General features: G+C 68.8%; 24 protein-coding genes and 1 riboswitch. Of the genes, 20 read left to right on the top strand and 4 right to left on the bottom strand.

Going from position 1 to position 23887, the window contains the following annotated elements; genetic code table 11:
* Window positions 1-113: 113 nt before the first annotated feature.
* A riboswitch (glycine riboswitch) is annotated at window positions 114-210 on the bottom strand.
* A 148-nt stretch (window positions 211-358) separates the two neighbouring features.
* From ACH5AF_RS11080 to ACH5AF_RS11035, 10 genes are all read left to right on the top strand, one after another.
* Window positions 359-1030, top strand: a complete 672-nt coding sequence (locus ACH5AF_RS11080) for an AAA family ATPase (protein WP_398901257.1) — start codon at window positions 359-361, stop codon at window positions 1028-1030.
* Window positions 1031-1694: 664 nt separating this feature from the next.
* Window positions 1695-2474, top strand: a complete 780-nt coding sequence (locus ACH5AF_RS11075; protein ID WP_398901256.1) for an enhanced serine sensitivity protein SseB — start codon at window positions 1695-1697, stop codon at window positions 2472-2474.
* Window positions 2475-2592: 118 nt separating this feature from the next.
* Complete coding sequence (locus ACH5AF_RS11070) at window positions 2593-3384, top strand: enhanced serine sensitivity protein SseB C-terminal domain-containing protein (RefSeq protein WP_398901255.1); 792 nt, start codon at window positions 2593-2595, stop codon at window positions 3382-3384.
* Window positions 3385-3808: 424 nt separating this feature from the next.
* A complete protein-coding gene (locus ACH5AF_RS11065) occupies window positions 3809-4813 on the top strand; it encodes an ABC transporter permease (protein WP_398901254.1) in 1005 nt (334 codons plus the stop codon).
* Between the two features lie 131 nt (window positions 4814-4944).
* A complete protein-coding gene (locus ACH5AF_RS11060) occupies window positions 4945-6720 on the top strand; it encodes an ABC transporter substrate-binding protein (RefSeq protein ID WP_398901253.1) in 1776 nt (591 codons plus the stop codon).
* A 130-nt stretch (window positions 6721-6850) separates the two neighbouring features.
* The gene (locus tag ACH5AF_RS11055; RefSeq protein WP_398901252.1) at window positions 6851-7849 is read left to right on the top strand and encodes an ABC transporter permease; all 999 of its coding nucleotides are present in this window, start codon (window positions 6851-6853) and stop codon (window positions 7847-7849) included.
* Window positions 7846-8970: an ABC transporter ATP-binding protein gene (locus ACH5AF_RS11050; protein ID WP_398901251.1), complete on the top strand. Its 1125-nt coding sequence runs from the start codon at window positions 7846-7848 to the stop codon at window positions 8968-8970. The genes ACH5AF_RS11055 and ACH5AF_RS11050 overlap by 4 nt, the downstream gene beginning before the upstream one ends.
* A 17-nt stretch (window positions 8971-8987) precedes the next feature.
* The gene (locus tag ACH5AF_RS11045; protein WP_398901466.1) at window positions 8988-10535 is read left to right on the top strand and encodes an ABC transporter ATP-binding protein; all 1548 of its coding nucleotides are present in this window, start codon (window positions 8988-8990) and stop codon (window positions 10533-10535) included.
* 42 nt (window positions 10536-10577) lie between these two features.
* Complete coding sequence (locus ACH5AF_RS11040) at window positions 10578-11249, top strand: trimeric intracellular cation channel family protein (RefSeq protein WP_398901250.1); 672 nt, start codon at window positions 10578-10580, stop codon at window positions 11247-11249.
* Window positions 11250-11271: 22 nt separating this feature from the next.
* Window positions 11272-12126: a thioesterase family protein gene (locus ACH5AF_RS11035; RefSeq protein ID WP_398901248.1), complete on the top strand. Its 855-nt coding sequence runs from the start codon at window positions 11272-11274 to the stop codon at window positions 12124-12126.
* A 252-nt stretch (window positions 12127-12378) separates the two neighbouring features.
* On the opposite strand, the gene ACH5AF_RS11030 is transcribed toward ACH5AF_RS11035, so the two are convergent.
* Window positions 12379-12993, bottom strand: a complete 615-nt coding sequence (locus ACH5AF_RS11030; RefSeq protein WP_398901247.1) for a TetR family transcriptional regulator — start codon at window positions 12991-12993, stop codon at window positions 12379-12381.
* Between the two features lie 94 nt (window positions 12994-13087).
* Between ACH5AF_RS11030 and ACH5AF_RS11025 the strand changes: the two genes are divergently transcribed.
* From ACH5AF_RS11025 to ACH5AF_RS11015, 3 genes are all read left to right on the top strand, one after another.
* Window positions 13088-13240 carry a hypothetical protein gene (locus ACH5AF_RS11025; protein WP_398901246.1) on the top strand — a complete coding sequence of 51 codons (153 nt, stop codon included), beginning with the start codon at window positions 13088-13090 and terminating at the stop codon, window positions 13238-13240.
* 30 nt (window positions 13241-13270) lie between these two features.
* On the top strand, window positions 13271-13543 hold the full coding sequence (locus tag ACH5AF_RS11020; protein WP_398901245.1) for a DUF4190 domain-containing protein: 273 nt from the start codon (window positions 13271-13273) through the stop codon (window positions 13541-13543).
* Window positions 13544-13655: 112 nt separating this feature from the next.
* Window positions 13656-14819: a cysteine desulfurase family protein gene (locus tag ACH5AF_RS11015; protein ID WP_398901244.1), complete on the top strand. Its 1164-nt coding sequence runs from the start codon at window positions 13656-13658 to the stop codon at window positions 14817-14819.
* 45 nt (window positions 14820-14864) lie between these two features.
* Here the strand turns inward: ACH5AF_RS11015 and ACH5AF_RS11010 are convergent, their stop codons facing one another.
* Window positions 14865-15524, bottom strand: a complete 660-nt coding sequence (locus tag ACH5AF_RS11010) for an N-acetylmuramoyl-L-alanine amidase (protein WP_398901243.1) — start codon at window positions 15522-15524, stop codon at window positions 14865-14867.
* A gap of 60 nt (window positions 15525-15584) precedes the next feature.
* Between ACH5AF_RS11010 and mnmA the strand changes: the two genes are divergently transcribed.
* Window positions 15585-16706, top strand: a complete 1122-nt coding sequence (gene mnmA, locus ACH5AF_RS11005) for a tRNA 2-thiouridine(34) synthase MnmA (RefSeq protein WP_398901242.1) — start codon at window positions 15585-15587, stop codon at window positions 16704-16706.
* Between the two features lie 24 nt (window positions 16707-16730).
* Here the strand turns inward: mnmA and ACH5AF_RS11000 are convergent, their stop codons facing one another.
* Window positions 16731-16985 carry a DUF397 domain-containing protein gene (locus ACH5AF_RS11000; RefSeq protein ID WP_398901241.1) on the bottom strand — a complete coding sequence of 85 codons (255 nt, stop codon included), beginning with the start codon at window positions 16983-16985 and terminating at the stop codon, window positions 16731-16733.
* The gene (locus ACH5AF_RS10995; protein ID WP_398901465.1) at window positions 16927-17223 is read right to left on the bottom strand and encodes a Scr1 family TA system antitoxin-like transcriptional regulator; all 297 of its coding nucleotides are present in this window, start codon (window positions 17221-17223) and stop codon (window positions 16927-16929) included. Before ACH5AF_RS10995 ends, ACH5AF_RS11000 begins: the two co-directional genes overlap by 59 nt.
* Here ACH5AF_RS10995 and ACH5AF_RS10990 point away from each other — a divergent pair.
* The 6 genes from ACH5AF_RS10990 (at window position 17146) to ACH5AF_RS10965 (ending at window position 23747) form a co-directional block, all read left to right on the top strand.
* The gene (locus tag ACH5AF_RS10990) at window positions 17146-17334 is read left to right on the top strand and encodes a hypothetical protein (RefSeq protein WP_398901240.1); all 189 of its coding nucleotides are present in this window, start codon (window positions 17146-17148) and stop codon (window positions 17332-17334) included. The genes ACH5AF_RS10995 and ACH5AF_RS10990 overlap by 78 nt on opposite strands.
* 264 nt (window positions 17335-17598) lie before the next feature.
* The gene (locus ACH5AF_RS10985) at window positions 17599-18021 is read left to right on the top strand and encodes a hypothetical protein (RefSeq protein WP_398901239.1); all 423 of its coding nucleotides are present in this window, start codon (window positions 17599-17601) and stop codon (window positions 18019-18021) included.
* Window positions 18021-19568: a hypothetical protein gene (locus tag ACH5AF_RS10980; protein WP_398901238.1), complete on the top strand. Its 1548-nt coding sequence runs from the start codon at window positions 18021-18023 to the stop codon at window positions 19566-19568. The genes ACH5AF_RS10985 and ACH5AF_RS10980 overlap by 1 nt, the downstream gene beginning before the upstream one ends.
* 32 nt (window positions 19569-19600) lie before the next feature.
* Window positions 19601-20965: a type VII secretion-associated serine protease mycosin gene (gene mycP / locus ACH5AF_RS10975; protein ID WP_398901464.1), complete on the top strand. Its 1365-nt coding sequence runs from the start codon at window positions 19601-19603 to the stop codon at window positions 20963-20965.
* A complete protein-coding gene (locus ACH5AF_RS10970; RefSeq protein WP_398901463.1) occupies window positions 20965-21396 on the top strand; it encodes a hypothetical protein in 432 nt (143 codons plus the stop codon). The genes mycP and ACH5AF_RS10970 overlap by 1 nt, the downstream gene beginning before the upstream one ends.
* Before the next feature lie 17 nt (window positions 21397-21413).
* Window positions 21414-23747 carry a hypothetical protein gene (locus ACH5AF_RS10965; RefSeq protein ID WP_398901236.1) on the top strand — a complete coding sequence of 778 codons (2334 nt, stop codon included), beginning with the start codon at window positions 21414-21416 and terminating at the stop codon, window positions 23745-23747.
* Window positions 23748-23887 lie beyond the last annotated feature (140 nt).

Raw genomic sequence — 23887 nt, 5'->3', positions numbered from 1 at the left:
ATCCTCCCCATCTGTCATCGGAACCTGAGAGGTTCGCCGCGACCGTGCGTATGGATGGTCGCGGTTTGCACCTTGGGTGGAGCCGTTCGAGCGACTCGCTTTTCAGATCTGCCTCATCGCACGCGGTACGGGGCCTGAGAGATTCAAGGGAGGAACTTGCTCCTTCGGCGCCCGTCACACCAGGTGACGGGACTCTCCCGCGCGGATTCAAGCGGCCGGTATGCAGTTGGCGCGCACATCATCGCATGCCTGCGGCGACTGTGGGGCGCGCGGACCGTGGCAAAGTCGGTTGTCCCGTATTACCAGTTCTTTACACTTCATGGGAAAGGGTGGGGGTGACCCGACTTGGGGGAGGGTGATGATGTTGCAGCGGTCCGGCGCATACGCCGCCACGGCCGCGGGGATGCCCGTCCAGCAGGGCGTCCCCGTCCGTGATCTGCTCGGGGCGCCCGCGTCCGTGCTGCGAGACCTGCGGGACCGTGCGGGCCACAGCCCGCGGGCCCTGGTGTTCGCGGCCGGTGACGTGGTCGTCGTCTCAGGGCTGCCAGGGAGCGGCAAGACCACGCTGATGAAGCGTGCGGTGACCGGCCGCGGGATCGACTCGCAGGACACCCGTGACCTGTGGGACGCGCGCACGCCCCGCCTCGTGCCGTACGCCGTCTACCGCCCCTTCGTGCGGATCGCGCACTACGTGGGACTGTGGCGAGCCCTGCGTTCCGGGGAGAGCGTCGTCGTGCACGACTGTGGTACGCAGGCGTGGGTGCGGCGCTGGCTCGCGCGGGAGGCGCGGCGACGCAGAGCCTCGCTCCATCTGGTGCTGCTGGACGTGCCGCCCCGGGTGGCACGAGAGGGCCAGCGCGAGCGGGGCCGCGGCGTCTCGGGCTACGCCTTCGCCCGCCACCGCCGGGCGGTGGGCCGCCTGATCGCCGACGCGGAATCGGGCCGTCTGCCACGGGGCTGCGCCTCGGCGGTCCTGCTGGACCGCGACGCTGCGGGGACGCTGCGGGTGCTGGGCTTCACGGCGAGCTGACCCGGAGACCCGGGCCGTCGATGTCGTGCCTGCCGGAGGCGCCGATCGCCCGTGCCGCGCTGTCGGGAGCGCGGGCGCGCCGGCCGGAGGGGTCGGCTGTCCTGTGCCGCGCCTACCGGAGCGCCTGCCGCCTGTACCGCGCTGTCGTGAGCGCGGGCGCGCCGGCCGCAGGGGCCCGGTCGCTTTTTTTATCCGAGTTCTCGTGAGGATGGCCGCGCCGGCAAGGGGCCGGTTGTCTGTGCCCGCGGTCTCGTCAGGATGGATGCGCTCGCCGGAAGCGCCGACTGTCTGTGCCCCTGGTCTGAGGATGGATGCGCTCACCGGAGGGGCCGGCTGCTTGTACCGCGCTCCCGTGAGGATCGGCGCGCTCCCCCGTGCCCGCGCCTCGAACGACGGCGGGGCTGGTTGTGGTCCGCCGAACCGGTTGCGCGATGTGTTGCCCGGGCCCCGCTCCCCGTCCGGTTGAGCCGGGCCCCGCCCAGCCGCGAGCGGCTACCGCAGCGCACCCCGGCCGGCGGCCCCGCGACCATCCGGAGGGGGCCGGGGCCGAGCCCCCGGCTCCGGGGAAGAGCCCCCGCGCCGCGGCCTGCCCCCACCACCACTAGAGTCGTCGCCGCGACCACGCAGGTGCCGGGGCCCGCCCCGGGGAGGAAGAGACGAGCGCATGGAGAATCCGTACCGCGGCTGGCCCGGCAACGAGCTGGAGGAGACCCTGGCCGCCTCCGTCGGCGTGCCCTCCGCCGGAGCCCGCCTCGTCGAGGTGCTCGGGCGCAGCCACGTCTGGGTCCCCCTGCCCAACGGCGGTGGGCCCGAAAGCCCGAGCCTCGATCTCCCCACCATGGACATCGACGGCGCCCCCTACGTCCCCGTCTTCAGCTCCGAGCAGCAGTTCCTCGCCCTCGTGGGCTCCCACATGTCCTTCACCGTCGCCCCCGCGCGGGAATTCGCCCGTGGCCTGCCGCCGCAGCTCGGCATCGCCGTCAACCCCGGCGGCACCGTCGGCGCCCCGCTCCCGCCGCCGGCGGTCGCCGAACTGTGCCGCGTGGGCCGCACGCCGCGTGGGGGCACCTCCCCTGCCGAAGGCCATGGGGCAAGGCCCGCCTCGGGCGGCCGGGTGCGGCTCTTCGAGCCGGACTGGCAGGAGGAGCCCGTCGACTTCCTCGCGGCGGCGGCCGGGGAATTCGAGGCCGTCGGCGTCGTGGCCACCGCACGTCGGGCCCTCGCCTCCGTCGAGGGCGAGCGGCCGGCCCTGTTCATCGGTGTCCAGCTCTCCTCCTGGGAGGCCGCCGACCACAACGCGCCCATGGACGCGCTCGGCCGCGCGCTCGGCCGCGCCCAGGTGCCCTGGCCGGTCAATATCGTCCTGCTGGACGTTGCGCAGGACCCCGTGGCCGACTGGATGCTGGAGCGCGTACGGCCCTTCTACCAACGACATCACGTGTAGAAGTCAAGTCGGTGCCAGGACTCCCGTTTAAGCTGGTTTGATGACCTGGCCGGAGGTCCCCTGACAGGGGGCGGACCACTCGGGCACGGGTACGGATCGAACGAGGGGCGGAATCCAGGTGAGCGCGTCAGGCACCGCGGCGACCGGGCAGGTCGAGCACATGCTGCGCCAGGTGACTCCGGGGCGCTACGACGCGTACGAGGCACTGCTGCACGCCCTCGCCGACCCGGCCGGCGGCCGGATCTGGATGCTGCTGTGGCACGGGCAGCCCGGCGCACCCGACGCCCAGTACGGAAACATGGAGGTCGACGGCGTCGGCTACGCGCCCTGTGTGACCTCCGCGCAGGAGCTCGCCGTCTCCGGCTGGAGCCGCGCGCACGAGGTCGTCACCGGCCGCGACATCGCCCGCGCCCTGTATCCCGAGCGCTGGGGTATCTGGCTCAATCCGCACGCCCCGGGCGGCGGCGTCGGCATCCCGTGGCTCGATCTGCGCCGTATCGCCACCGGACTCGACCGGATGCCCGCGGGGCCGCTGCGGCTGTCGGACCCGGCGGTGGAGATTCCCCAGTTCTACGCACTGCTCACGCAGAACGCGCACCGCACGCCGGTCGTCCGCTCCCTGCGCCGCGCCTGGGTACAGCCGGCGGTCGGGGCCGCGTACCTCGCCATCGGCCTCGACCTGTACGACTCCGGGCGCCAGGCGGTCGACGCGGCGCGGGCGATGATGCAGCAGTCGATCGGCGCCGTCCCCGACGGGCTGCCGGTCTCCACGGTCGCGATGTCCGACGAGTACGACCCGGTGACGATGTGGATGCGGGCGAACGCCCGGCCCTTCTACGACCGTGAGGCGCACGGCGGCGCCCAGGCTCCGGGCGGCGGCTACGGTTACCCGCCGCCGGGCGTCCAGTGACCTTTCTCGGCCTCAATTCAATGGCGCAATACGGTATATCGCCTGTGAATCCACGGGCGTAGTCCTGGGCGTCATCCCTCATCGACCCTTGCGGTCGTTTGGGTGGCGTTGTCCACCTGATGAAACTCTTTCAACTTTTGTCCGCTACGGGTCAGATGGCGTTCCGCTGATGTATCGACACTGTCCGTATAACGGAACCCTCTGCCATGCATCACGTTTGAGCAACCATTCCCCGTCGGGTCTGGCGGGTGATCGCCAAGGCGTTGAAGACTCCCGCAGCAAGGGGAGATTCACCCCCGTGTACGGCGCGCTTCATACGTACTTCTCGTACCAAAAGCACCACGTGCACCACATGTTGTGAAAAATGCCGCTACAGCGGCGGGTACGGGCCGGTCACCTCCGGCCGAGAGGGGTCCCCACCACGATGACGGCACCATTGCACGACACGGCCACGGACGCGGACGAGGTCGCGACCGACGGTGTCGCGGCGGATGTAGTCGAGAAGTCGGTCGAGGGTCGGTCACTGCGACAGATCGCCTGGTCCCGTCTCAAGCGGGACAAGCTGGCGCTGGCCGGCGGCGTGGTCGTCGTCTTCCTCGTACTCGTGGCGATCTTCGCGCCGTTGATCGTCGACCTGCTGGGCCACCCCCCGAACGAGTTCCACCAGGACGAGATCGACCCGCTGTTCGGTACGCCCAAGGAAGCCTTCGGAGGCATCAGTTCCGAATTCCTCCTGGGAGTTGAGCCCGGCAACGGGCGCGATGTCTTCAGCCGGATCGTCTACGGCGCCCGGATCTCCCTGCTCGTCGCGTTCCTCGCCGCACTCGTCGCGGTCATGCTCGGCACCGTCTTCGGTATCGTCGCCGGCTACTTCGGTGGCTGGATCGACTCGATCATCAGCCGGGTGATGGACATGCTGCTGGCCTTCCCGCAGCTGCTCTTCATCATCTCCCTGGTCTCGGTGCTCCCCAACGACCTGCTCGGACTGACCGGCAGCAACGTCCGCATCGCGATCCTCGTCGCGGTCATCGGCTTCTTCGGCTGGCCCTATGTCGGCCGCATCGTGCGCGGACAGACCCTGTCCCTGCGCGAGAAGGAGTACGTGGAGGCTGCCCGCAGTCTCGGGGCCGGCCGGCGGTACGTGCTGTTCAAGGAGCTGCTGCCCAACCTGGTCGCCCCGATCACCGTCTACACCACCCTGATGATCCCCACGAACATCCTCACCGAGGCGGCGCTCAGCTTCCTCGGGGCAGGCGTGAAGCCGCCGACCGCCTCCTGGGGGCAGATGCTCTCCACCGCCGTGGACACCTACCAGTCCGACCCGACCTTCATGGTCGTGCCCGGTCTGGCGATCTTCGTGACGGTGCTGGCCTTCAACCTCTTCGGGGACGGCGTGCGGGACGCGTTGGACCCCAAGGGCACCCGTTGACCGCCACCTACCCCGCGGCGCCGTCCGGCCGCGGACAACCGAACGTGCCCCTGCCACAGAGGTCAGGCGGCTCCCCGATGGTTCCCCGGCGTTCCGCCAAGAACCGCGCTTATCCGGAGGTTGCAGGAACAATGACTCCCCTTCGTTCGTCGAGGACCCGGCGGATCGCCGGCGCGGCGCTGGTGGTCGCCGCTCTCACGGCCACCGCGGCGTGCGGTGGCGGTGGTTCCAAGGACAAGGACAACGGTGGCAAGGCCGCCGGCTACAACGCCGCGGTCAAGGGCATCGCCAACGCGTCCGCCAAGAAGGGCGGCACGCTGAAGTTCATCGGCAAGCAGGACTTCGACTCCACCGACCCCCAGCGCCAGTACTACGGCATGGCCTGGGACTTCTCCCGCTTCTACGCGCGCCAGCTGGTCTCCTACGCGCCGAAGCCGGGCGCGGCCGGCGCCGAGCTGGTCCCCGACCTCGCCAAGGCGAACGGCAAGGTCACAAACGGCGGCAAGACCTACACCTACGAGCTGCGCGACGGGATCACCTGGGAGGACGGCACGCCGATCACCTCCAAGGACATCAAGTACGGCATCGAGCGCATCTGGGCCACGGACGTCATCACCGGCGGCCCGTCCTACCTGCGCCAGGTCCTCGACCCCAAGAACGAGTACAAGGGCCCGTACAAGGACAAGTCCCCGGACAAGCTCGGCCTGAAGGCCATCGAGACCCCGGACGACAAGACCATCGTCTTCAACCTGGCGACACCCAACGGTGACTTCGAGCAGATGCTCGCCATGCCGGCCGGCTCCCCGGTGAAGCAGGAGAAGGACACGGGAGCCAAGTACCAGCTCAAGCCGTTCTCCTCCGGCCCGTACAAGTTCGAGTCGTACACGCCCAAGAAGGGCGCCGTCCTCGTCCGCAACGACAAGTGGCAGAAGGCCTCGGACCCGATCCGCGCCGCCCTGCCGGACAAGATCACGGTCACGATCAACTCCAACATCGAGGCGATCGACCAGCTGCTCATCAAGGGCGAGTACGACCTCGACCTGAACGCCACGGGTATGTCCCAGTCGGGCCGCACCACGGCGCTCAAGCAGCACAAGGACAACGTCGACAACATCGAGACCAGCTTCATCCGGTACGTCGACATCGCCACCAAGGTCAAGCCGTTCGACAACGTCGACTGCCGCAAGGCCGTCATCTACGCCGCCGACTACAAGTCGATGCAGACGGTCCGCGGTGGCCCGGACGCCGGTGGCGAGATCGCCACGAACATGCTGCCCAAGTCCATCAAGGGCGCGGACGACTACGACCCGTACGGCATCCTCGCCCGCGGCGGCAAGCCGGACGTCGCCAAGGCCAAGGAAGCGCTGAAGAAGTGCGGCAAGCCCGAGGGCTTCTCGACCGTCATCAGCGCCCGCAGCAACAACCCGGGTGAGGTCCAGACGGCCGAGGCGCTCCAGCAGTCGCTTCAGGCGGTCGGCATCAAGGCCGAGGTCGAGCCGATCGACGGCGCCGAGTCCTCTTCCATCACCGGTTCGCCGGCCGTCGTCAAGAAGCGCGGCCTGGGTCTGGTCATGACGGGCTGGGGCCCGGACTTCCCGACCGGCCAGGGCTTCTCCCAGCCGCTCGTCGACGGCCGCTTCATCGTCCCGAACGGCAACTACAACGTCTCCGAGACGAACGACCCGAAGATCAACAAGTTCTTCGACGACGCTCTGAAGGAGACGGACGCCGAGAAGGCCGGTGAGATCTACGAGCAGATGAACCACGCGGTCGCGGACCTCGCCGTCCAGATGCCGTTCATCTACGAGAAGAACTTCACCTGGCGCAGCTCGCGGCTGACGAACGCCTACTCCACCGCGGCGTACAACGGCCGTTACGACTACGTCTCCCTGGGCGTCGTCAAGTAACCCGTCCTCGTGACAGGTCACACCCCACCATCGCCCAACCCGCCAGTCCCGAAGGGCAGGTGATGGCCTCGGGCGGCGGCCCGGGGACCCCGTAATCCGGGATCTCCGGGCCGCCGCCGGGCCGCGCACAGTGCTTGCTTACGTCATCCGGCGATTGTTCGCCGTCGCCATGATGCTGTTGGTCGTGACCCTGACGACCTTCGTCATCTTCTTCGTGCTCCCGAAGTGGGCCGGCTCGGACCCCGCGTACCTCTTCGCGGGCAAGCAGACCGACCCCGCGTCGATCGAGGGCATCCGCCAGAAGCTGGGGCTCAGCGACCCGGTGCTGGTGCAGTTCTGGCACTTCGTGCAAGGCCTGTTCGCCGGTCGGGAGTACACCAACGGCGCGGACGTCACCCACTGCCCGGCCCCGTGTTTCGGCTACTCCTTCCGCACCGAGCAGGAGGTGTGGCCGCTGCTGTCCGAGGCGATCCCGGTCACCCTGTCGCTCGCCGCGGGCGCGTGCCTGCTGTGGATCATCGGCGGTGTCTCGGCGGGTGTCGTCTCCGCACTGCGCCGGGGCAGCATCTGGGACCGCGGCGCGATGACCGTCGCACTGGCCGGCGTCTCGCTCCCCATCTACTTCACCGGTCTGCTCTCGCTCGCGATCTTCAGCTACCAGCTCGACTGGGTCAGCGGCGAGTTCGCGCCGCTGGACGAGGACCCGGCCCAGTGGTTCCAGACGCTGATCCTGCCGTGGATCACCCTGGCCTTCCTCTACGCGGCGATGTACGCCCGGCTGACGCGGGCCACCATGCTCGAGATCATGGGCGAGGACTACATCCGTACGGCCCGTGCCAAGGGCCTGAAGGAGAAGACCGTCATAGGGCGGCACGCGATGCGGTCGACCTGGACCCCGGTGCTGACCCTGCTGGGCCTGGACCTCGGCGCACTGCTGGGCGGAGCGGTACTCACCGAGACCACGTACAACCTGCCGGGCCTCGGCCACCTCGCGATCGAGTCCATCAGCTCCAAGGACCTTCCCCTCATTCTCGGCGTCACGCTGTTCGCGGCGCTGTTCATCTGTGTCGCGAATCTCCTCGTCGACCTTCTGTACGCCGTCGTCGACCCGCGAGTGAGGATCGGATGACCGACCTGACCAAGCCTGGCAACGCAGACCTCGTCGCGACGGGCACCGCACTGGGGGAGCCGGCCGCCGTCGGTCAGTCCGCCCCCACCGCCTTCCTCGAAGTCCGCGACCTCAAGGTCCACTTCCCCACCGACGACGGTCTGGTCAAGTCCGTCGACGGCCTCAGCTTCCAGCTGGAGAAGGGCAAGACGCTCGGCATCGTCGGCGAGTCCGGCTCCGGCAAGTCCGTCACCTCGCTCGGCATCCTCGGCCTCCACACGGCGGGCCAGTACGGTCGGCGCCGCGCGCAGATCTCCGGCGAGGTATGGCTGGACGGCACGGAGCTGCTGAACGCGGACCCCGACGAGGTGCGCAAGCTGCGCGGCCGCGACATGGCGATGATCTTCCAGGACCCGTTGTCCGCCCTGCACCCGTACTACACGATCGGACGCCAGATCACCGAGGCGTACCTGGTCCACCACGACGTCGACAAGAAGACCGCCCGCAGGCGGGCGGTCGAGATGCTCGACCGGGTCGGCATTCCGCAGCCGGACAAGCGCGTCGACAGCTACCCGCACGAGTTCTCCGGCGGTATGCGCCAGCGCGCGATGATCGCCATGGCCCTCGTCAACAACCCCGAGCTGCTGATCGCCGACGAGCCGACGACCGCCCTGGACGTGACCGTCCAGGCCCAGATCCTCGACCTCATCAGGGACCTGCAGAAGGAGTTCGGCTCCGCGGTCATCATCATCACCCACGACCTGGGCGTCGTCGCCGAGCTCGCCGACGACATCCTGGTGATGTACGGCGGCCGGTGCGTCGAGCGGGGCCCCGCCGAGCAGGTCTTCTACGAGCCCCAGCACCCCTACACCTGGGGCCTGCTGGGCTCGATGCCGCGCATAGACCGGGACCAGACCGACCGGCTCATCCCGGTCAAGGGCTCCCCGCCGAGCCTCATCAACGTCCCCGACGGCTGCGCCTTCAACCCGCGCTGTCCGTACGCCGATGTCCCCAAGGACAACCTGACGCGCACCGTCCGCCCCGAACTCAGCGAGGTCGGCAGCCGGCACTTCTCGGCCTGCCACATGTCGCAGGAGGAGCGGACGCGGATCTGGACCGAAGAGATTGCGCCCAAGCTGTGAGTGAGAACGACGTGACGATCCCGGAGCAGACGGCCACCGCGCCGTCCTCACCTGCCGCACCGTCCTCGCCCGAGGCACTGCTCAAGGTCGAGGGCCTGGTCAAGCACTTCCCCATCAGGAAGGGGCTGCTGCGGCGCCAGGTGGGGGCCGTCCAGGCCGTCGACGGGCTGAGCTTCGACGTCCGGCCTGGCGAGACCCTGGGTGTCGTCGGCGAGTCCGGCTGCGGCAAGTCGACCATGGGGCGGCTCATCACGCGGCTGCTGGAACCGTCCGGTGGACGGATCGAGTTCCAGGGGCACGACATCACCCACCTGGGCGTCGGGAAGATGCGCCCGCTGCGCCGTGACGTGCAGATGATCTTCCAGGACCCGTACTCCTCGCTGAACCCGCGCCACACGATCGGCACGATCGTCTCGGCCCCCTTCAAGCTCCAGGGCGTACGGCCCGAGGGCGGCGTCAAGAAGGAGGTCCAGCGGCTGCTGGAGCTCGTGGGCCTCAACCCCGAGCACTACAACCGCTATCCGCACGAGTTCTCCGGCGGCCAGCGCCAGCGCATCGGCATTGCCCGAGCGCTCGCGCTCAAGCCGAAGCTGGTCGTCGCGGACGAGCCCGTCTCCGCGCTGGACGTGTCGATCCAGGCGCAGGTGGTCAACCTGCTGGACGACCTCCAGGACGAACTGGGCCTCACGTACGTGATCATCGCCCACGACCTGTCGGTGATCCGGCACGTCTCGGACCGCATCGCGGTGATGTACCTCGGCAAGATCGTCGAGCTGGCGGACCGCAGGTCGCTGTACGAGACGCCCATGCACCCGTACACCAAGGCGCTGTTGTCCGCGGTGCCGGTGCCGGACCCGCGCCGCCGCGGCGTGAAGAGCGAGCGCATCCTGCTCAAGGGCGACGTCCCCTCCCCGATCTCGCCGCCGACCGGCTGCCGTTTCCACACGCGGTGCTGGAAGGCGACGCAGGTCTGCACCACGCAGGAACCGCCGTTCCTCACGCTCAAGCCGGGCAGGCAGGTGGCCTGTCACCACCCGGAGAACGCGGAGGACCAGGTGCCGCAGGACGTGGCCCTGGCGTCGGCGCGCGAGGCGGTCGCGATAGTGACGGCGATGCCGAAGTCGGTGGAGACGGTCTCTTCCGAGGAGACATCTTCGAAGCTTTCGAAGTCCTCGAAGGAGCAGGCGGCCCCGGAAGGCGAGGCGGTGCGGGACGAGCGGGCGCCGGAGGAGGCCGAGAACTCGACCGACTCGGCCTCGGCGGAGACCGCTGACGCTCCGACCGAGGCGCAGGCCGATGCCGACGCTTCGACCGATGCCGATGCCGATGCTTCGCCCGACACCGACACCGACACCGACACCGACACCGACACCGACACCGATACCGATACCGACGCCGACGCTTCGACCGACGCCGGAGGCGAGGCTTCGGAGGAGACCGCTGCGGCCCCGGTGGACGGCGGCTCCGCCGACGCGGCTCCCGAAGCCGCCGACGCGGCCGTCGCGGCGCCCGCGACCGTCGAGGGCGGCGGGCGCGAGGGGTCGGAGGGCGTCCGCAAGGAATAGCGCCGCGCGGCACGGGGTCGCCGGACACGGCACAATCGTGCGGTGTTCCAAGAACTGTTCACCCCCTCCGTCCAGCATGCGCTCGACCTCGCCGGGATCTTCGTCTTCGCGATCTCCGGGGCGCTGCTCGCCGTGCGCAAGAACTTCGACGTGTTCGGCATCGCCGTGCTCGCCGAGGTCACGGCGCTGGGCGGAGGGCTGCTGCGCGACCTGATCATCGGGGCCGTACCGCCCGCGGCCTTCACCGATCTCGGGTACTTCCTCATGCCCCTGGTGGCCACGGGCCTGGTCTTCTTCCTGCACCCGCACGTGGAGCGCATCCAGACCGGCGTCAACGTCTTCGACGCGGCGGGTCTGGGCCTGTTCTGCGTGACCGGAACGACCAAGGCGTACGAGTACGGGCTGGGGCTCACCTTCTCCGCCGCGCTCGGGCTGGCCACGGCGGTCGGCGGCGGTGTGCTGCGCGACGTACTGGCCAACGAGGTGCCGTCGCTGCTGCGCTGGGACCGGGACCTGTACGCCGTGCCCGCGATCGTGGGTGCCTCGATGGTGGTGCTGTGCATCCGGTTCGACGTGCTGAACGCGGCGACGAGCGGGCTGGCCGTGGTGACCGCGTTCGTGCTGCGGCTGCTGGCGATGCGCTTCCACTGGCGGGCGCCGCGCGCCTGGAACCGGCGGTCGGAGGCGACAGAAGAAAAAGCTACCGCTCAGTAGTTGTTTGTTGTACGGTACCGGCATGGCAGAGGCAGCGCAGACGGCACAGGCGACCGTCGGGGACAGTGAGTTCGACCGCGACACCGCGGTCACCCTGCGCGAGACCGGCGTCTACGACGCGGAGCTCTCGGCCGGCTGGACGATCATCCAAGCCGTCAACGGCGGCTATCTGCTGGCGATGCTGGGTCGTGCGCTCGGGGACGCGCTTCCGCACCCCGATCCGTTCACGATCTCGGCGCACTACCTTACGGCCTCCCGGCCGGGTCCCGCGGTGATCCGTACCGAGGTCGTCCGCACCGGCCGCACGCTGTCCACCGGGCAGGCGTCGCTCCTTCAGTTCGAGGAGGACGGCACGGAGGTGGAGCGCATCCGGGTGCTCGCCTCCTACGGCGACCTGGACGCGCTCCCCGACGATGTGCGCACGTCGGCGAAGGCGCCCGAGATCCCGCCGCTGGAGCACTGCCTCGGCCCCTCGGACGGGCCGGCGCCCATCCCGGGCAGCTCGGCGATCACCGAGCGCCTGAACATCAAGCTGGATCCGGCGACGGTCGGCTGGGCGATCGGCGCGCCGTCCGGCAAGGGCGAGATGCGGGGCTGGTTCGCGTTGGCGGACGGGCGCGACGCGGACCCGCTGTCGCTGCTGCTCACGGTGGACGCGCTGCCGCCCACGTCGTTCGAGCTCGGCCTGACGGGTTGGACGCCGACCGTGGAGCTGACGACGCATGTGCGCTGCCGCCCGGCTCCGGGCCCGCTGCGGGTGTCGATCACGACGCGCAACCTGGCCGGCGGCTTCCTGGAGGAGGACGCGGAGGTCTGGGACTCGGCGGACCGCCTGGTGGCCCAGTCCCGCCAACTGGCGAAGGCGCCGCGCGCCTGACGCGCCGGGTGGCGCGCTGCCCCCATGGACCCCGTGGCGCCCGGCTCCTGGCGCGTCGCACCCGTGCACCTGTGCCGCCGTGCCGGGCGTTCCGCATGCCCTCGTACCCCCGCGGTGCTCGCGTTCCTCGCGTTCCTCGCGTTCCTCGCGTTCCTCGGGCACCTCGCGCACGCTGCGTTCCTCGCGCACCTTGCACAACCCGCGGGCCCGTCGGCACGAGCTTTCACTCCCTGCTGAGCGCCGCCCCGCGCCTCAGTCCAGCCAGTGCCTGCGCCCCAGGGCGATCAGCCTCAGTTGGCGTCGGGCCGTGCTCGTCACCCTGGCCTCGCCCTCCGGGCCCGCCTCCAGGAAGGACGAGGCCGTCATCAGCATGTGATCGACGCACATGCCCGCGAGCATGTGCAGATCGTCCTCGCGCCAGCCCTTGGATCCGGGGTCCCGCGCGAACACCGCTGCCGCCTCGTCCGCGAACCGCCGCAGCTGTTCGGCTATCGCCTCCCGTACCGGCGCGACCCCGCCATGGCGTTCACGTGCGACGAAGCGCACATGTGCGGGCGACGTGCGCACCAGGTCGGCGATGAGCGCCACCGTGCGGTCGATGCGCACGGAGTCGGCCGAGTCGGTGAGCGCCTCGCCGATCGTCGCGTGGAGGTTGCCGAGCGTCTCCTCGACGAGCGCGACACCGAGGTCGGCCATGTCCCGGAAATGCCGGTAGAACGCGGTCGGCGCGACGCCCACCGCCCGGGTCACCTCGCGCAGTCCGAGGCTGCTCAGGCTCTGCTCCTCCAGCAGCCGAAGCGCCGCGTCGAGGAGTGCCTGACGGGTCTTCTGCTTCTGTGCCTGCCGGATGCCGACGGTGTGACTCATGACATTCAGTAAACAACCGTTCTCGGGGAAACCGAAGAATAGACTGGTGAGTCAGTGAACACTCGTACTCTGAAAGTTCACCGAAAGGACGACCGTGATAGTCCTCGTCGCAGCACTCCTCCTCATGGGCGTGATGCTGGGCGCCGTGGTCCAACTCCCCGCCTCCGTCTCCCTCGTGGCCGGCGCCGTCATCGGCTGCTGGCTGCTCGCCTTCGCCGTGCGCGAGCTCCGCGCCCGGCGCAACTGACCCCCAAGACCCTCGAAGGAGAAGAACCTCATGCAACTCGCCATGCCCGTAAGCGGGGGCGAGCGGCGCAAGGACGCCGACGGCATGGCCGTCGCCGCCTTCGTACTCGGCCTCGTCGGGCTGCTGGTGATGAACATCGTGCTGGGCCCTACGGCCGTCGTGCTCGCCGCACTCGCCCTGCGGCGCGGAACCGTGCGCCGCGGCCGCGCGTTCCTCGGGCTCGCGCTCGGCATCGCCGACCTCGTGGTCCTCGCCGTCCTCGTGACGGTGAACGGATCCGTTGTCTGGAGCTTCGGCGGCTGAGCCGTCACCGGGGGAGAGCGTCCCCGGCACCTGCCGGGGACGCACGCAGGGCGACCGTGCACCCCTGCGCCGCAGCCGCGCCCCCACCGTGCCTCGTAGAATCGAGGCCACCATGGCATACCTCGACCACGCCGCGACCACTCCGATGCTTCCGGAGGCGGTCGAGGCGATGACCGCCCAGCTCGCCGTCACCGGCAACGCCTCCGCGCTGCACGCCGCAGGGCGCCGGGCCCGTCGTACCGTCGAGGAGGCCCGCGAGACGCTCGCCGAGGCCCTCGGCGCACGGCCCAGCGAAGTCGTCTTCACCTCCGGCGGCACCGAGGCGGACAACCTCGCCGTCAAGGGCCTGTACTGGTCGAGACGTGACGCCGACCCGGCCAGGACCCGCGTCCTCGCCAGCCCCGTCGAGCACCACGCCGTCCTCGACGCCGTCGACTGGCTGGCCGAGCACGAGGGCGCGTCCGTCGAGTACCTGCCGGTCGACGCGTACGGCAGGGTCCACCCCGAGACCCTGCGCGAGGCGATCGAGCGCAACCCCGACGATGTCGCGCTGGCCACCGTCATGTGGGCCAACAACGAGATCGGCACGGTCTTCCCCGTCCGCGGACTTGCCGCGGTGGCACGTGAGTTCGATGTCCCGCTGCATGCCGACGCCGTCCAGGCCGTGGGCCAGCTCGACGTCGACTTCGCCGCTTCGGGGCTCGCCGCGATGACGGTCTCCGGTCACAAGATCGGCGGCCCCTACGGCATCGGCGCGCTGCTGCTCGGCCGCGAGTACAGCCCGGTGCCCGTACTGCACGGCGGCGGCCAGGAACGGCACGTGCGCTCCGGCACGCTGGACGCCCCCGCGATCGCGTCCTTCGCCGTCGCCGCACGGCTCGCGGCCGAGCGCCGCGAGGACTTCGCCCGTGACATCGGTGCGCTGCGCGACGAGTTGGTCCGCGCGGTACGCGATGCCGTGCCCGACGCCATCCTCGGCGGCGACCCGGTCGACCGGCTCCCCGCCAACGCCCACTTCACCTTCCCCGGCTGCGAGGGCGACTCGCTGCTCCTGCTGCTGGACGCGCAGGGCATCGAGTGCTCCACCGGCTCCGCCTGCACGGCGGGCATCGCCCAGCCCAGCCATGTCCTGCTCGCCGCAGGCACCGATCCGGACCTGGCCCGCGGGACTCTGCGCTTCAGCCTCGGCCACACCTCCACGAAGGCCGACGTGGACGCCGTGGCCCGAGCCATCGGGCCCGCCGTCGAACGGGCCCGTACGGCAGGACTCAGCTGAGACCTGTCACAGGGCTCAGGCCCGCCCGCACGGCTCAGGCCGCCCCTAGGCGGCGGCCGCCTCCCGCACCAGCTTCATATAGCGCTTCCAGTCCCAGTGCGGCCCAGGATCCGTGTGGTCCGTGCCGGGGACCTCGACGTGCCCGATGATGTGCTCACGGTCGACGGATATCGCGTACCGCGCGCAGATGCCCGCCGTCAGCTTCGCCGACGCGCGGTACATCGCGTCCGTGAAATCCTGCGGGCGGTCCACGAAGCCCTCGTGCTCGATGCCGATGCTGCGCTCGTTGAACGAGCGGTTACCCGCGTGGAAGGCGACGTCCAGCTCGCGGATCATCTGCGCCACATGACCGTCCTTGCGGACCACGTAATGCGTCGCCGCGCCGTGGCCCGGGTCCTTGAAGACCTTCAGCGCCGTGGGGTAGCTGCCCTGGACGACATGGATGATCACGCGGTCGATGCCGTAGTCCTCGGGCCGGTCGGCCAGGCGCCAGTTCCCCCGGGACGCGGCGGTCCACTCCGCGCCGGCGTGGTCGATCTCGCCGGCCTTGCGCGGCCTGGCCATTCCCGGCAGCCGCCACCAGGCACGGCGCAACTCGTCCTGAGCCACGACACCGCCGCCCACGAGCACGGCACCGGTGCCGATCAGAACGGCACGCCGGCTCGGACCGGACCCGCCCCTGCCGTGCTTCTTTTCGCTCCCCATGCCGATCACAACGCATACGCGCGAGCCTTCGGTTCCCCGGCCCCGTACCCTGGTATCGCTATGACTCAGACTTCCCCGCGCCCCCTCCGTGTGCTCGCCGCCATGTCCGGTGGTGTGGACTCCGCCGTCGCCGCCGCGCGCGCCGCCGAGGCCGGGCACGACGTCACCGGTGTCCACCTCGCTCTCTCCGCGAACCCGCAGTCGTTCCGTACGGGCGCCCGCGGTTGCTGCACCATCGAGGACTCCCGCGACGCACGCCGTGCCGCGGACGTGATCGGCATCCCGTTCTACGTGTGGGACCTCGCCGAGCGCTTCCGCGAGGACGTGGTCGAGGACTTCATCGCCGAGTACGAGGCCGGCCGCACGCCCAATCCGTGCCTGCGGTGCAACGAGAAGATCAAGTTCGCCGCGCTGCTGGACAAGGCGCTCGCGCTCGGCTTCGACGCGGTGTGCACCGGCCACTACGCCACCGTCGTCCTCCAGGAGGACGGCACCCGCGAGCTGCACCGCGCCAGCGACATGGCCAAGGACCAGTCGTACGTCCTCGGCGTCCTGGACGAGAAGCAGCTCGCCCACGCGATGTTCCCGCTGGGCGACACGCTCACCACCAAGGACGAGATCCGGGCCGAGGCCGAGCGGCGCGGGCTCGCGGTCGCGAAGAAGCCCGACAGCCACGACATCTGCTTCATCGCCGACGGCGACACCCAGGGCTTCCTGGCGGACCGCCTCGGTACGGCGGAGGGCGACATCGTCGACGAGGCCGGCAACAGGCTGGGGAGCCACGACGGCGCGTTCGGCTTCACCATCGGCCAGCGCAAGGGCCTGCGCATCGGGCACCCCGCCCCGGACGGCAAGCCGCGCTACGTCCTCGACATCTCACCGGTCAACAACACGGTGACGGTCGGCCCGGCCGAGGCGCTGGACGTCACCGCTCTGACCGCGATCAAGCCCCGCTGGTGCGGCGCGCCCCCGTCCGGCCCCGGTACGTACACGGCGCAGCTGCGCGCCCACGGGGGCGAGACCGGGGCGACGGCGGAGCTGGTGGACGGAGAGCTGCACGTCACCTTCACGGAGCCGGTCCGCGCGGTCGCGCCCGGCCAGGCGATCGTGCTCTACGACGGCACACGCGTGGTGGGCTCGGCGACGATCGCGACGACGCGGCGGGCGGCCGCGGTCGCCTGACGCCGCTGCCGGGCTTGGGCTGCGTCAGCGGAGGGGACCGGCCGAGTCGCTGCCATCCGGCAGGTGCGTGGCGAATATCGCGAATGCGTGGCGATCGACCTTGATCGTCTGACGCGGGAAGACGCTGTCGCGGATGGCTATGCGGTCGGCTGAGACGGCTACTTCCACGCAGTTGCCGCCGCCGCCACAGAACGATGAGCGCTTCCAGTCGAGTGCCCGTTCACCAGCAGTCCTCACAAAGCCTGCTTGCGATGGACCGGATGAGCTCCTGGAAATCATCCGGAGGGAGCGCCGACTCCTCCATCAGGTCCAGCAGGGAACGGTAGTTGGCGAGTGGTGCCGGCGCATCGACGAAGTTTGCGCCGAGTGCGGTGTCCAACTGAACGGTGTCCAGCTGTGGGACGGCACCTTCCGCGTACGGGACCGACTGTCCTGCGCCATGGAATCCGCCTACGGTGAACGGGATGACGAGCAGCGTGATGTTGGCACGGTTTGCGGCCTCCGCAAGACGCTCCAGCTGGGGTCGGGCGACCTCGCGTCCGCCGAACTCCAGCCGGAGTGCTGCCTCATGGTGCTGCGTCTCGACGCAGGCCCGCCGACACCGGCCACGGCCACGCTGGTGGCCTGAGCTCCTGGCCTGTATCGCGACCGGCGGAGGCGTCTCCCTCCCCTGTCACCGCCGGGGAGGGGAGTCCGGGGTCTGGAATCTCCCGGCCAATCTGGCTCGATGTGCCTACGTTTTGGCGTCGTTGCTGCTGTGAATCCCTTCCTGGTCTCGACCTAGAATGGCCCTCCGTGTATCAGCTGTACGGGGGAGGGCGCTGTGGAGCGCGGGGGAAATGGAGCAGCGGCGTCGCCGGACACGGGGGCGTCGTTCGACAGTTTGTACGCGGTGAATCCGCAGCAGGCCTTGGCGATCGAGGCCCAGAAGATGAGGGGCTTCAAGAAGCGGGTCGACGACTTGCTGATCGTGCTCGACGGTTCCGAGGCGGCGCCGGGCAGGATGGGCGACGACCGGCTCGTGCGTGGGCAGCTGGGGGCGGCGGACTTCGGTGAGGCGCAATTCCTGTTCGAGTCGTACCGCATCGTCCACGACGAGCTGGAGAAGCTGTCGAAGGCTCTGGGTGCACAGATCGAGGGCATGGGCCTGGCGGTGCACTCCTCCCAGGTGGGGTACGAGAACGTCGACCAGGACATCCGTGACCGCATGAAGGCGGTCAACGCCGAGGTGGAGTCGTACTACGACCGGGAGCGTGACCCGTTCGTCGAGCAGGGGCCGGCGAAGAAGAACGTGGACAAGGGGACGGGCTTCTGATGGGTGGGAAGAAGCCGCAGCTCCGGCACACGGACTTCGAGTCGATGACGCACCAGCAGCTCGTGGCGCTGGTGGCGTCGGCCAGCCCGGCCGGTGCGTCGAACCTTTCGACGAAGCTGGCCCAGGCGTCCTCGGCGATCACGAAGATCGGCGAAGACCTGAAGGAGTACGTGACGGGCCTGCCCTGGCACGGCGAGGGCGGCGACGCTTTCCGCGAGTGGGGCGGGCAGACGGCGAGCGTGACGCTGCGGCTGGGGGAGTACAGCAAGGGTGCGTCGCGGTGGATGGAGGAGGTTGCGCAGGCGATCGCCGAGGTGAAGGCAGCGATGCCGCCGGTGTCGGAGACGACGCGGGCGCAGGGCGATCTCCGGAAGGCTCAGGAGGCGTACGGGGTCGCCACCGACCCGGCCAACCGTAACGAGACGGACGCGCGCGGCGCTGCCGAGCGGGCGCAATCGGATGCGGCGGCGGCCCAGGGCCGGATCGACGCGGCCCGGTTCGAGGCGGTGCAGCGGCTGCGGAAGCTGGCGCAGACGTACGAGTTCACGGCACAGCAGGTGAACGCGGTCCCGCCGCCGACGTTTCCGCCGCCGGCCATGTTCATGGGGAAGGACGAGTGGTGGCAACCCGAGAATGTCCGGGCCCTTCCCGGGCAGGACAGCTTTGCGACAGGCGGGGCAGCGATGGCCGGCGGTACTTCTGCAGACGGGGCTCGGGCCTCCTCACACGCTGAAGCCATTGCTTCATCGCAACCTGGCGGCATCACACCGTCGGCCGATGGCTCCCGACTGAACCCGCCGACGCGTATGGAGATCGATAACGTTCCGGTGTTGCCGGTGGCGCCGCCGTCATCTCCGGCCGCGCCCCCTGTCAGTCCGCCGCCGAGCGGCATGCCTGATCCCCGGGTCCTGCCGCCCGCGCCGTTTCCCCCTGCGTTCGGCAAGGGTGAGATCAAGCCTTCTTTGCCGTCTGCGCCCCCCGTGACGGGGCGCCCCGGCCAGTACGGCGTGCGGCCACCGGCCCTGCCCAGTCAGGGGCCGCTGGGGCCCACTGCTGCGGGGCGTCTGCCGCGTGACAGCGGAATCATCGGCGGACGACCGGTGCCCCCGAGCACGACGGGCCCGGCGCGGGGGATCCCGCGTGGTCTGGTCGTCGGCGGGGAAGGGACGCCGACCGCCCGGGGCCCGATGGGCCACCAGCCTGCGATGGGGGCAGGGAACGGCACCTCACGACCGGGTGCACCTGGTGGTCGCCGTTACGCCTCCGAGGCGGGGGGCATCGTCGGAGGCAACCCCCAGCAGGCGGGTCGGCCGGGGGTGCGCCCCATCACGCCGGGCGGCTCCGGCCCCGTACCCGGATCCTCTCCCCGGCCAGGCGTCCCGGGAGCCGCTGCGGGACGGGGAGGAGCGGCAGCCCCGCCCCCGGCCTCGAACCCGTCGGCAGGCCATCGTGACGAGCGGGGCGGCGGCCGGCCTGAGTACCTCGCCGAGGACGAGGAGACCTGGAAGCAGAACGGTCGCCGTATCGTCCCCCCAGTCGTCGAGTGACTTCCATGCACCGAATCCGTATGAGGTACGAGATGCGCACCAGCAGCAGGCAGCCCGCCAGGCTCCGCCACGTCCTGACGGCCGCCATGGTCCTGATGCTGACAGGCGTCGCGACGGTCCCCGCACATGCCGAGACCGTCCGGGACCAGCAATGGCATCTCGACGCCATGCACGCCGAAGAGATGTGGAAGACCAGCTCCGGAGAGGGCATCACGGTCGCGGTGATCGACTCCGGCGTCGACAAGAGCATTGCGGACCTGCGCGGCCAGGTCCTGGCGGGAGTGGACTACTCAGGCCTGGAGGGCGGCGAGCACACCGATCAGGCGGGCCACGGAACCGGTATGGCGGCCCTGATCGCAGCTACAGGAGCGCGGGGGAAGACGAACGGATCGTATGGCCTGGCTCCCGGCGCCAAGATTCTTCCCATCAGAATGCCGTACGGAACCGAGGACTACGGCAAGGTGAATGTCAACGCCAGGTTCTCCGAGTACATGTCCAAAGCCATTAGATTCGCGGCCGATTCCGAGGCGCGAATCATCAACGTTTCCATGGGCAGTGGAAACACGCCGGGAACCAAGGACGTGGACACGCCCGAGCTGACCAGCGCCGTCAGGTATGCGCTCGGCAAGGGCAAGCTGATATTCGCCGCGGTTGGCAACAAGGGTGACACGACCAACCAGATCTCCTATCCGGCAGCGACTCAAGGAGTCGTGGGCGTAGCGGGTGTCGACGAGAAGGCCAAGCCGTTGAAGAACTCTCAGTGGGGCCCTCAGGTTGACCTTGCCGCCCCGGGCGAGGAAATCGTCCATGCCTGTTCCAAGGGGACACAGCTCTGTGATGGAACCGGGACAAGCTCCGCATCGGCCCTCGCCTCCGCCTCCGCCGCCCTTCTCTGGTCGCAGCACCCGGACTGGACCAACAACCAGGTGCTGCGCGTCCTGATGCAGACCGCCAGCGGCAACGAGAAGGGCCTCAGCCGGGACGACGTGGTCGGCTACGGCGTCGTCCGGCCCCGCGTGGCCCTGAAGGACCCGGGCGCCCCGGGCCCCGCGGACGAGTACCCGATTCCGGACTTCAGCTACGCGGGTGCCAAATCCCCGTCTCCCGAAGCATCCGCACCCAAGCCCGCCGACGACGAGCCGACGACCGCCCCCGCGGCGTCGAGCGACGAGAGTGGGAACACGGGCCTGTGGATCGCTGCGGGCATCGGCGCCGCCGTCGTGCTCGGCGCGGCGATCGCGATCCCGGTGCTCAGGAAGCGCCGCAGTACAGCACTACCGGCACCGGCCGCCGTCGCCCCGCACCCGTACGGAGTGGGTCAGCCCTACTACGCGAAGCCGCCACTGCCGCCAAACACGGCACCACACAACCAGAACAGGTCGAACGGGGGCAGATGATGGATTGGGGCGAGTGGGAACAGATCAAGACCGAGGCTACTGAGCGGCAGCCGGCACAGATGCAACTGAATCGAGTTGATGAAGGCCCTGGAGCCTCCGGCGGTGCTGCTGATCTGGTGGTGAACAAAGACGATCTCGGAGCAGTCGGGCATGAAGCCTACGTGCTCTACGGTCGGCTCTCTCGGGACGGTGATCACGCCCGTCCTGCAACCTTCAATGCAGCGATCGCCCTGACGAACGGCGGCTTCACCAGCGGGTCGGAGCTGCTGAAGGTGCACGATCGCTGGAACAAGCAGCTGCGGACGCTCCTGGACGCCTGTGCTCGGATCTCCAACCACCTCGACTACACCAAGTCCACCCATGCCAAGAACGATGCAGACATCGGCGGCAATCTGCTCTCTGTGTCCAAGATCAGCGAATACTTCAAGTAGTCCGCGGGGGGAACGCCATGCTGACTTTTGATGAAGTCGTCAACGCGCCTGTGGGCAAGCTGAAGCAAGCTGCGGACGACTGGTCGGAAATGGTGGCCAAGTTGGAGAAGCTCGCCGACGACGCCCGGCAGGGTGTGAAGGCGAAATCCGACAAGGCCCAATGGCAGGGCGTCAACTCCGACGTCACCAGGCCCTTCATCGCCAAGACAGCCAAGGAGTTCGACGACGCCGCCGCACAGGCCAAGGGCATCAAACTGCTGTTAGAGGACGCGCACAACTCGTTCAAGAGGGCCAAGGACGCATTGGTCAGGATCAGGGACGAGGAGGGTCCAGCCGCGGGCATCCATGTGGACGCCAACGGCAAGGTCGCGCCTCGGCACGATGTGGAGAAGGACGAGGCAGCTCGCCAGGACACGGATCGCGCCCAGTACCAGGAAGCCGTGCGAAAGCAGAAGGAAGCTGTCGCCTCCTGGCAGAAGATGATTGACCAGATCGTCGATGACTGTTCGGATGCCGACGACTCACTGAAGCGGGCCCTGGCGGCGAACGTGACGGATGGCCACAACTTCACCGCCCCCAAGTACAAGAGCCTCGACCAGGAAGAGGCCGCCCATGCCGCCGCCCTCGCGGCCAAAGGGCGCGGTATCACACACACCGAACTCCAGGCGCTCAATGAACTGCTGCACGACAACAGCAAGTCGCCGGAGTTCTCGAAGAACTTCTACGAGAAGCTCGGACCTGAGAAGTCACTGGCCTTCTTCGGGCAGCTCTCCACGGACACCTACGAATACGGCAAGCTCGACAAGGAGCGCCTCAAGGACGTCCAAGCCTTGCAAAAGAATCTCGGCCTCACCCTCGCCACCGCCTCTCACGACAAGGACTTCACCGCCGAGTGGGGACCGGAACTGCGCAAGCTCGGCACCGAGCGCATCCCGCTGGCCAAGCATGACTACAGTGGGCCCTTCGGCTACCAACTGCTCGGCGGCATCATGCGGTACGGGAACTACGACGCGAAGTTCCTCAACCCGATCGCCGAGCACGTGGCGCAGCTGCATGCCAAGAACCCGTACCTGTTCGCCGAGAACAAGGTGGTGAACAGCCTCTTCAAGAACCCCTTCAACCCGTCCGGCGTCAACGGGTCGGGTTATGACCCGACGGTTGCAATGTTGGAGGCCCTGGGGCACAGTCCGGACGCGGCCAAGCACTTCTTCACGGATCCGCCGACGGCCTACAACGAGGACGGGACTGTCAACAAGGGTGCTACTGCCGACCTGGGGAAGGATAAGAGCGGGAATTCGTTCACGAATTATCTCGACTTCTTCACGGACAAGGACTGGAAGTCCTTCGGCGACGTTGACACTCTTGCCCCGGATGAGCTAAAGAGTTCCGTCAATGACCTGCCGGATGCGCTGGGACACGCCCTTGAGGCAGGCGCCCTCGGATACGCCTGGGACGACCCGAACCCGACGCCGGTCCGCGACGCAGACACTGCTGAGCTCATGAACAAGGTGGTCGAGAAGTACGCACCCGACGGCGCCCTGCTGAAGCAGCACGAGGCCCTCGCGGACAGCGTGGGCAACATGACTGCTGGTTACATCGACGACATCAACTGGGCTCTTCAAGAAGGCCACAGAGAAAGCGTCTTCGCGCCGAACAGGAACGAAGAGAGTCATCTCAAGCTGGACAGGGACACGGCCCGCTTCCTTCTCAGTGTGCTCGGCCAGCACCCCGACGCGTACGCCACGGTCTCCAAAGCCAATGAGATCTATACGACCAGCGTGCTCGAGGCGCAGGTCGACGAGCACGGGAAGATCGACACCGGCCGGGCCCGCTCTGCGGTGGGTACCGGAGCCGAGGTGCAGGGAATGCTCGACCAGTCGCGAGCCGATCAGGTGGAGGCGACCAATCTGAAGGCCCACGAGGAGTACCAGAAGGAAGTGCAGAAGCGTGCCGGCTGGGTCCAGTTTGGAGCCACGACCGCCCTGGCCGCAGGTGTCGCCTTCCTTCCGGTGACCGCCGCCGTCGGTGCCGCGGCCGTGCTCATCCCGCTTGCTACGGATACGGCGAGTGGTGCAGTCGGGCAGGTCCTCGGTCAGGTCGTCGGAGACGTCTCGGACAAGTCGATCGACGAAAACAAGCAGAAGTTCGAGGACCTCACCCGAGAGGAGAAGACCAGGGTGTTCTCGGGGGGAGAGGCCATGGCTGAGGCTCCGTCGAAGAAGTTCATGCAATACCACGGCATCGAATTCAACAGTAATTTGGGCCAGGATCTGAGGGAGTCCATGATTGTCGGATATGGCAAGGGAAATGCTCGTGAGAACCAACAGGGCGCGGACCCCGTAACCGGTTGAGAACGTCGCGGGCAGAGAGGGACAAGTCACGTGGGATCCGTACGGACGAGAAGGAGTTGGGCTCCCGTTCTCGGCGCGGTGCTGCTGTTGGGGGCGGGGACCATGGCCTGTGGTGGTGAGGAGTCCCAGGAGCCGCCTCG

The sequence above is a fragment of the Streptomyces sp. NPDC018833 genome (assembly GCF_044390825.1).
Taxonomy (GTDB): Bacteria; Actinomycetota; Actinomycetes; order Streptomycetales; family Streptomycetaceae; genus Streptomyces.
Note: the sequence above shows the minus strand (reverse complement) of the source record. Positions and strands in the feature narration are given on the sequence as shown.

Bases quoted from the DNA above. Each gene is read 5' to 3' on its own strand.
- ACH5AF_RS11080 (WP_398901257.1), top strand. From the start codon at position 359: ATGATGTTGCAGCGGTCCGGCGCATACGCCGCCACGGCCGCGGGGATG.
- ACH5AF_RS11075 (WP_398901256.1), top strand. From the start codon at position 1,695: ATGGAGAATCCGTACCGCGGCTGGCCCGGCAACGAGCTGGAGGAGACC.
- ACH5AF_RS11065 (WP_398901254.1), top strand. From the start codon at position 3,809: ATGACGGCACCATTGCACGACACGGCCACGGACGCGGACGAGGTCGCG.
- ACH5AF_RS11060 (WP_398901253.1), top strand. From the start codon at position 4,945: ATGACTCCCCTTCGTTCGTCGAGGACCCGGCGGATCGCCGGCGCGGCG.
- ACH5AF_RS11050 (WP_398901251.1), top strand. From the start codon at position 7,846: ATGACCGACCTGACCAAGCCTGGCAACGCAGACCTCGTCGCGACGGGC.
- ACH5AF_RS11035 (WP_398901248.1), top strand. From the start codon at position 11,272: ATGGCAGAGGCAGCGCAGACGGCACAGGCGACCGTCGGGGACAGTGAG.
- ACH5AF_RS11030 (WP_398901247.1), bottom strand. From the start codon at position 12,993: ATGAGTCACACCGTCGGCATCCGGCAGGCACAGAAGCAGAAGACCCGT.
- ACH5AF_RS11020 (WP_398901245.1), top strand. From the start codon at position 13,271: ATGCAACTCGCCATGCCCGTAAGCGGGGGCGAGCGGCGCAAGGACGCC.
- ACH5AF_RS11015 (WP_398901244.1), top strand. From the start codon at position 13,656: ATGGCATACCTCGACCACGCCGCGACCACTCCGATGCTTCCGGAGGCG.
- ACH5AF_RS11010 (WP_398901243.1), bottom strand. From the start codon at position 15,524: ATGGGGAGCGAAAAGAAGCACGGCAGGGGCGGGTCCGGTCCGAGCCGG.
- mnmA (WP_398901242.1), top strand. From the start codon at position 15,585: ATGACTCAGACTTCCCCGCGCCCCCTCCGTGTGCTCGCCGCCATGTCC.
- ACH5AF_RS11000 (WP_398901241.1), bottom strand. From the start codon at position 16,985: ATGATTTCCAGGAGCTCATCCGGTCCATCGCAAGCAGGCTTTGTGAGG.
- ACH5AF_RS10990 (WP_398901240.1), top strand. From the start codon at position 17,146: ATGGAATCCGCCTACGGTGAACGGGATGACGAGCAGCGTGATGTTGGC.
- ACH5AF_RS10980 (WP_398901238.1), top strand. From the start codon at position 18,021: ATGGGTGGGAAGAAGCCGCAGCTCCGGCACACGGACTTCGAGTCGATG.
- mycP (WP_398901464.1), top strand. From the start codon at position 19,601: ATGCGCACCAGCAGCAGGCAGCCCGCCAGGCTCCGCCACGTCCTGACG.
- ACH5AF_RS10970 (WP_398901463.1), top strand. From the start codon at position 20,965: ATGGATTGGGGCGAGTGGGAACAGATCAAGACCGAGGCTACTGAGCGG.
- ACH5AF_RS10965 (WP_398901236.1), top strand. From the start codon at position 21,414: ATGCTGACTTTTGATGAAGTCGTCAACGCGCCTGTGGGCAAGCTGAAG.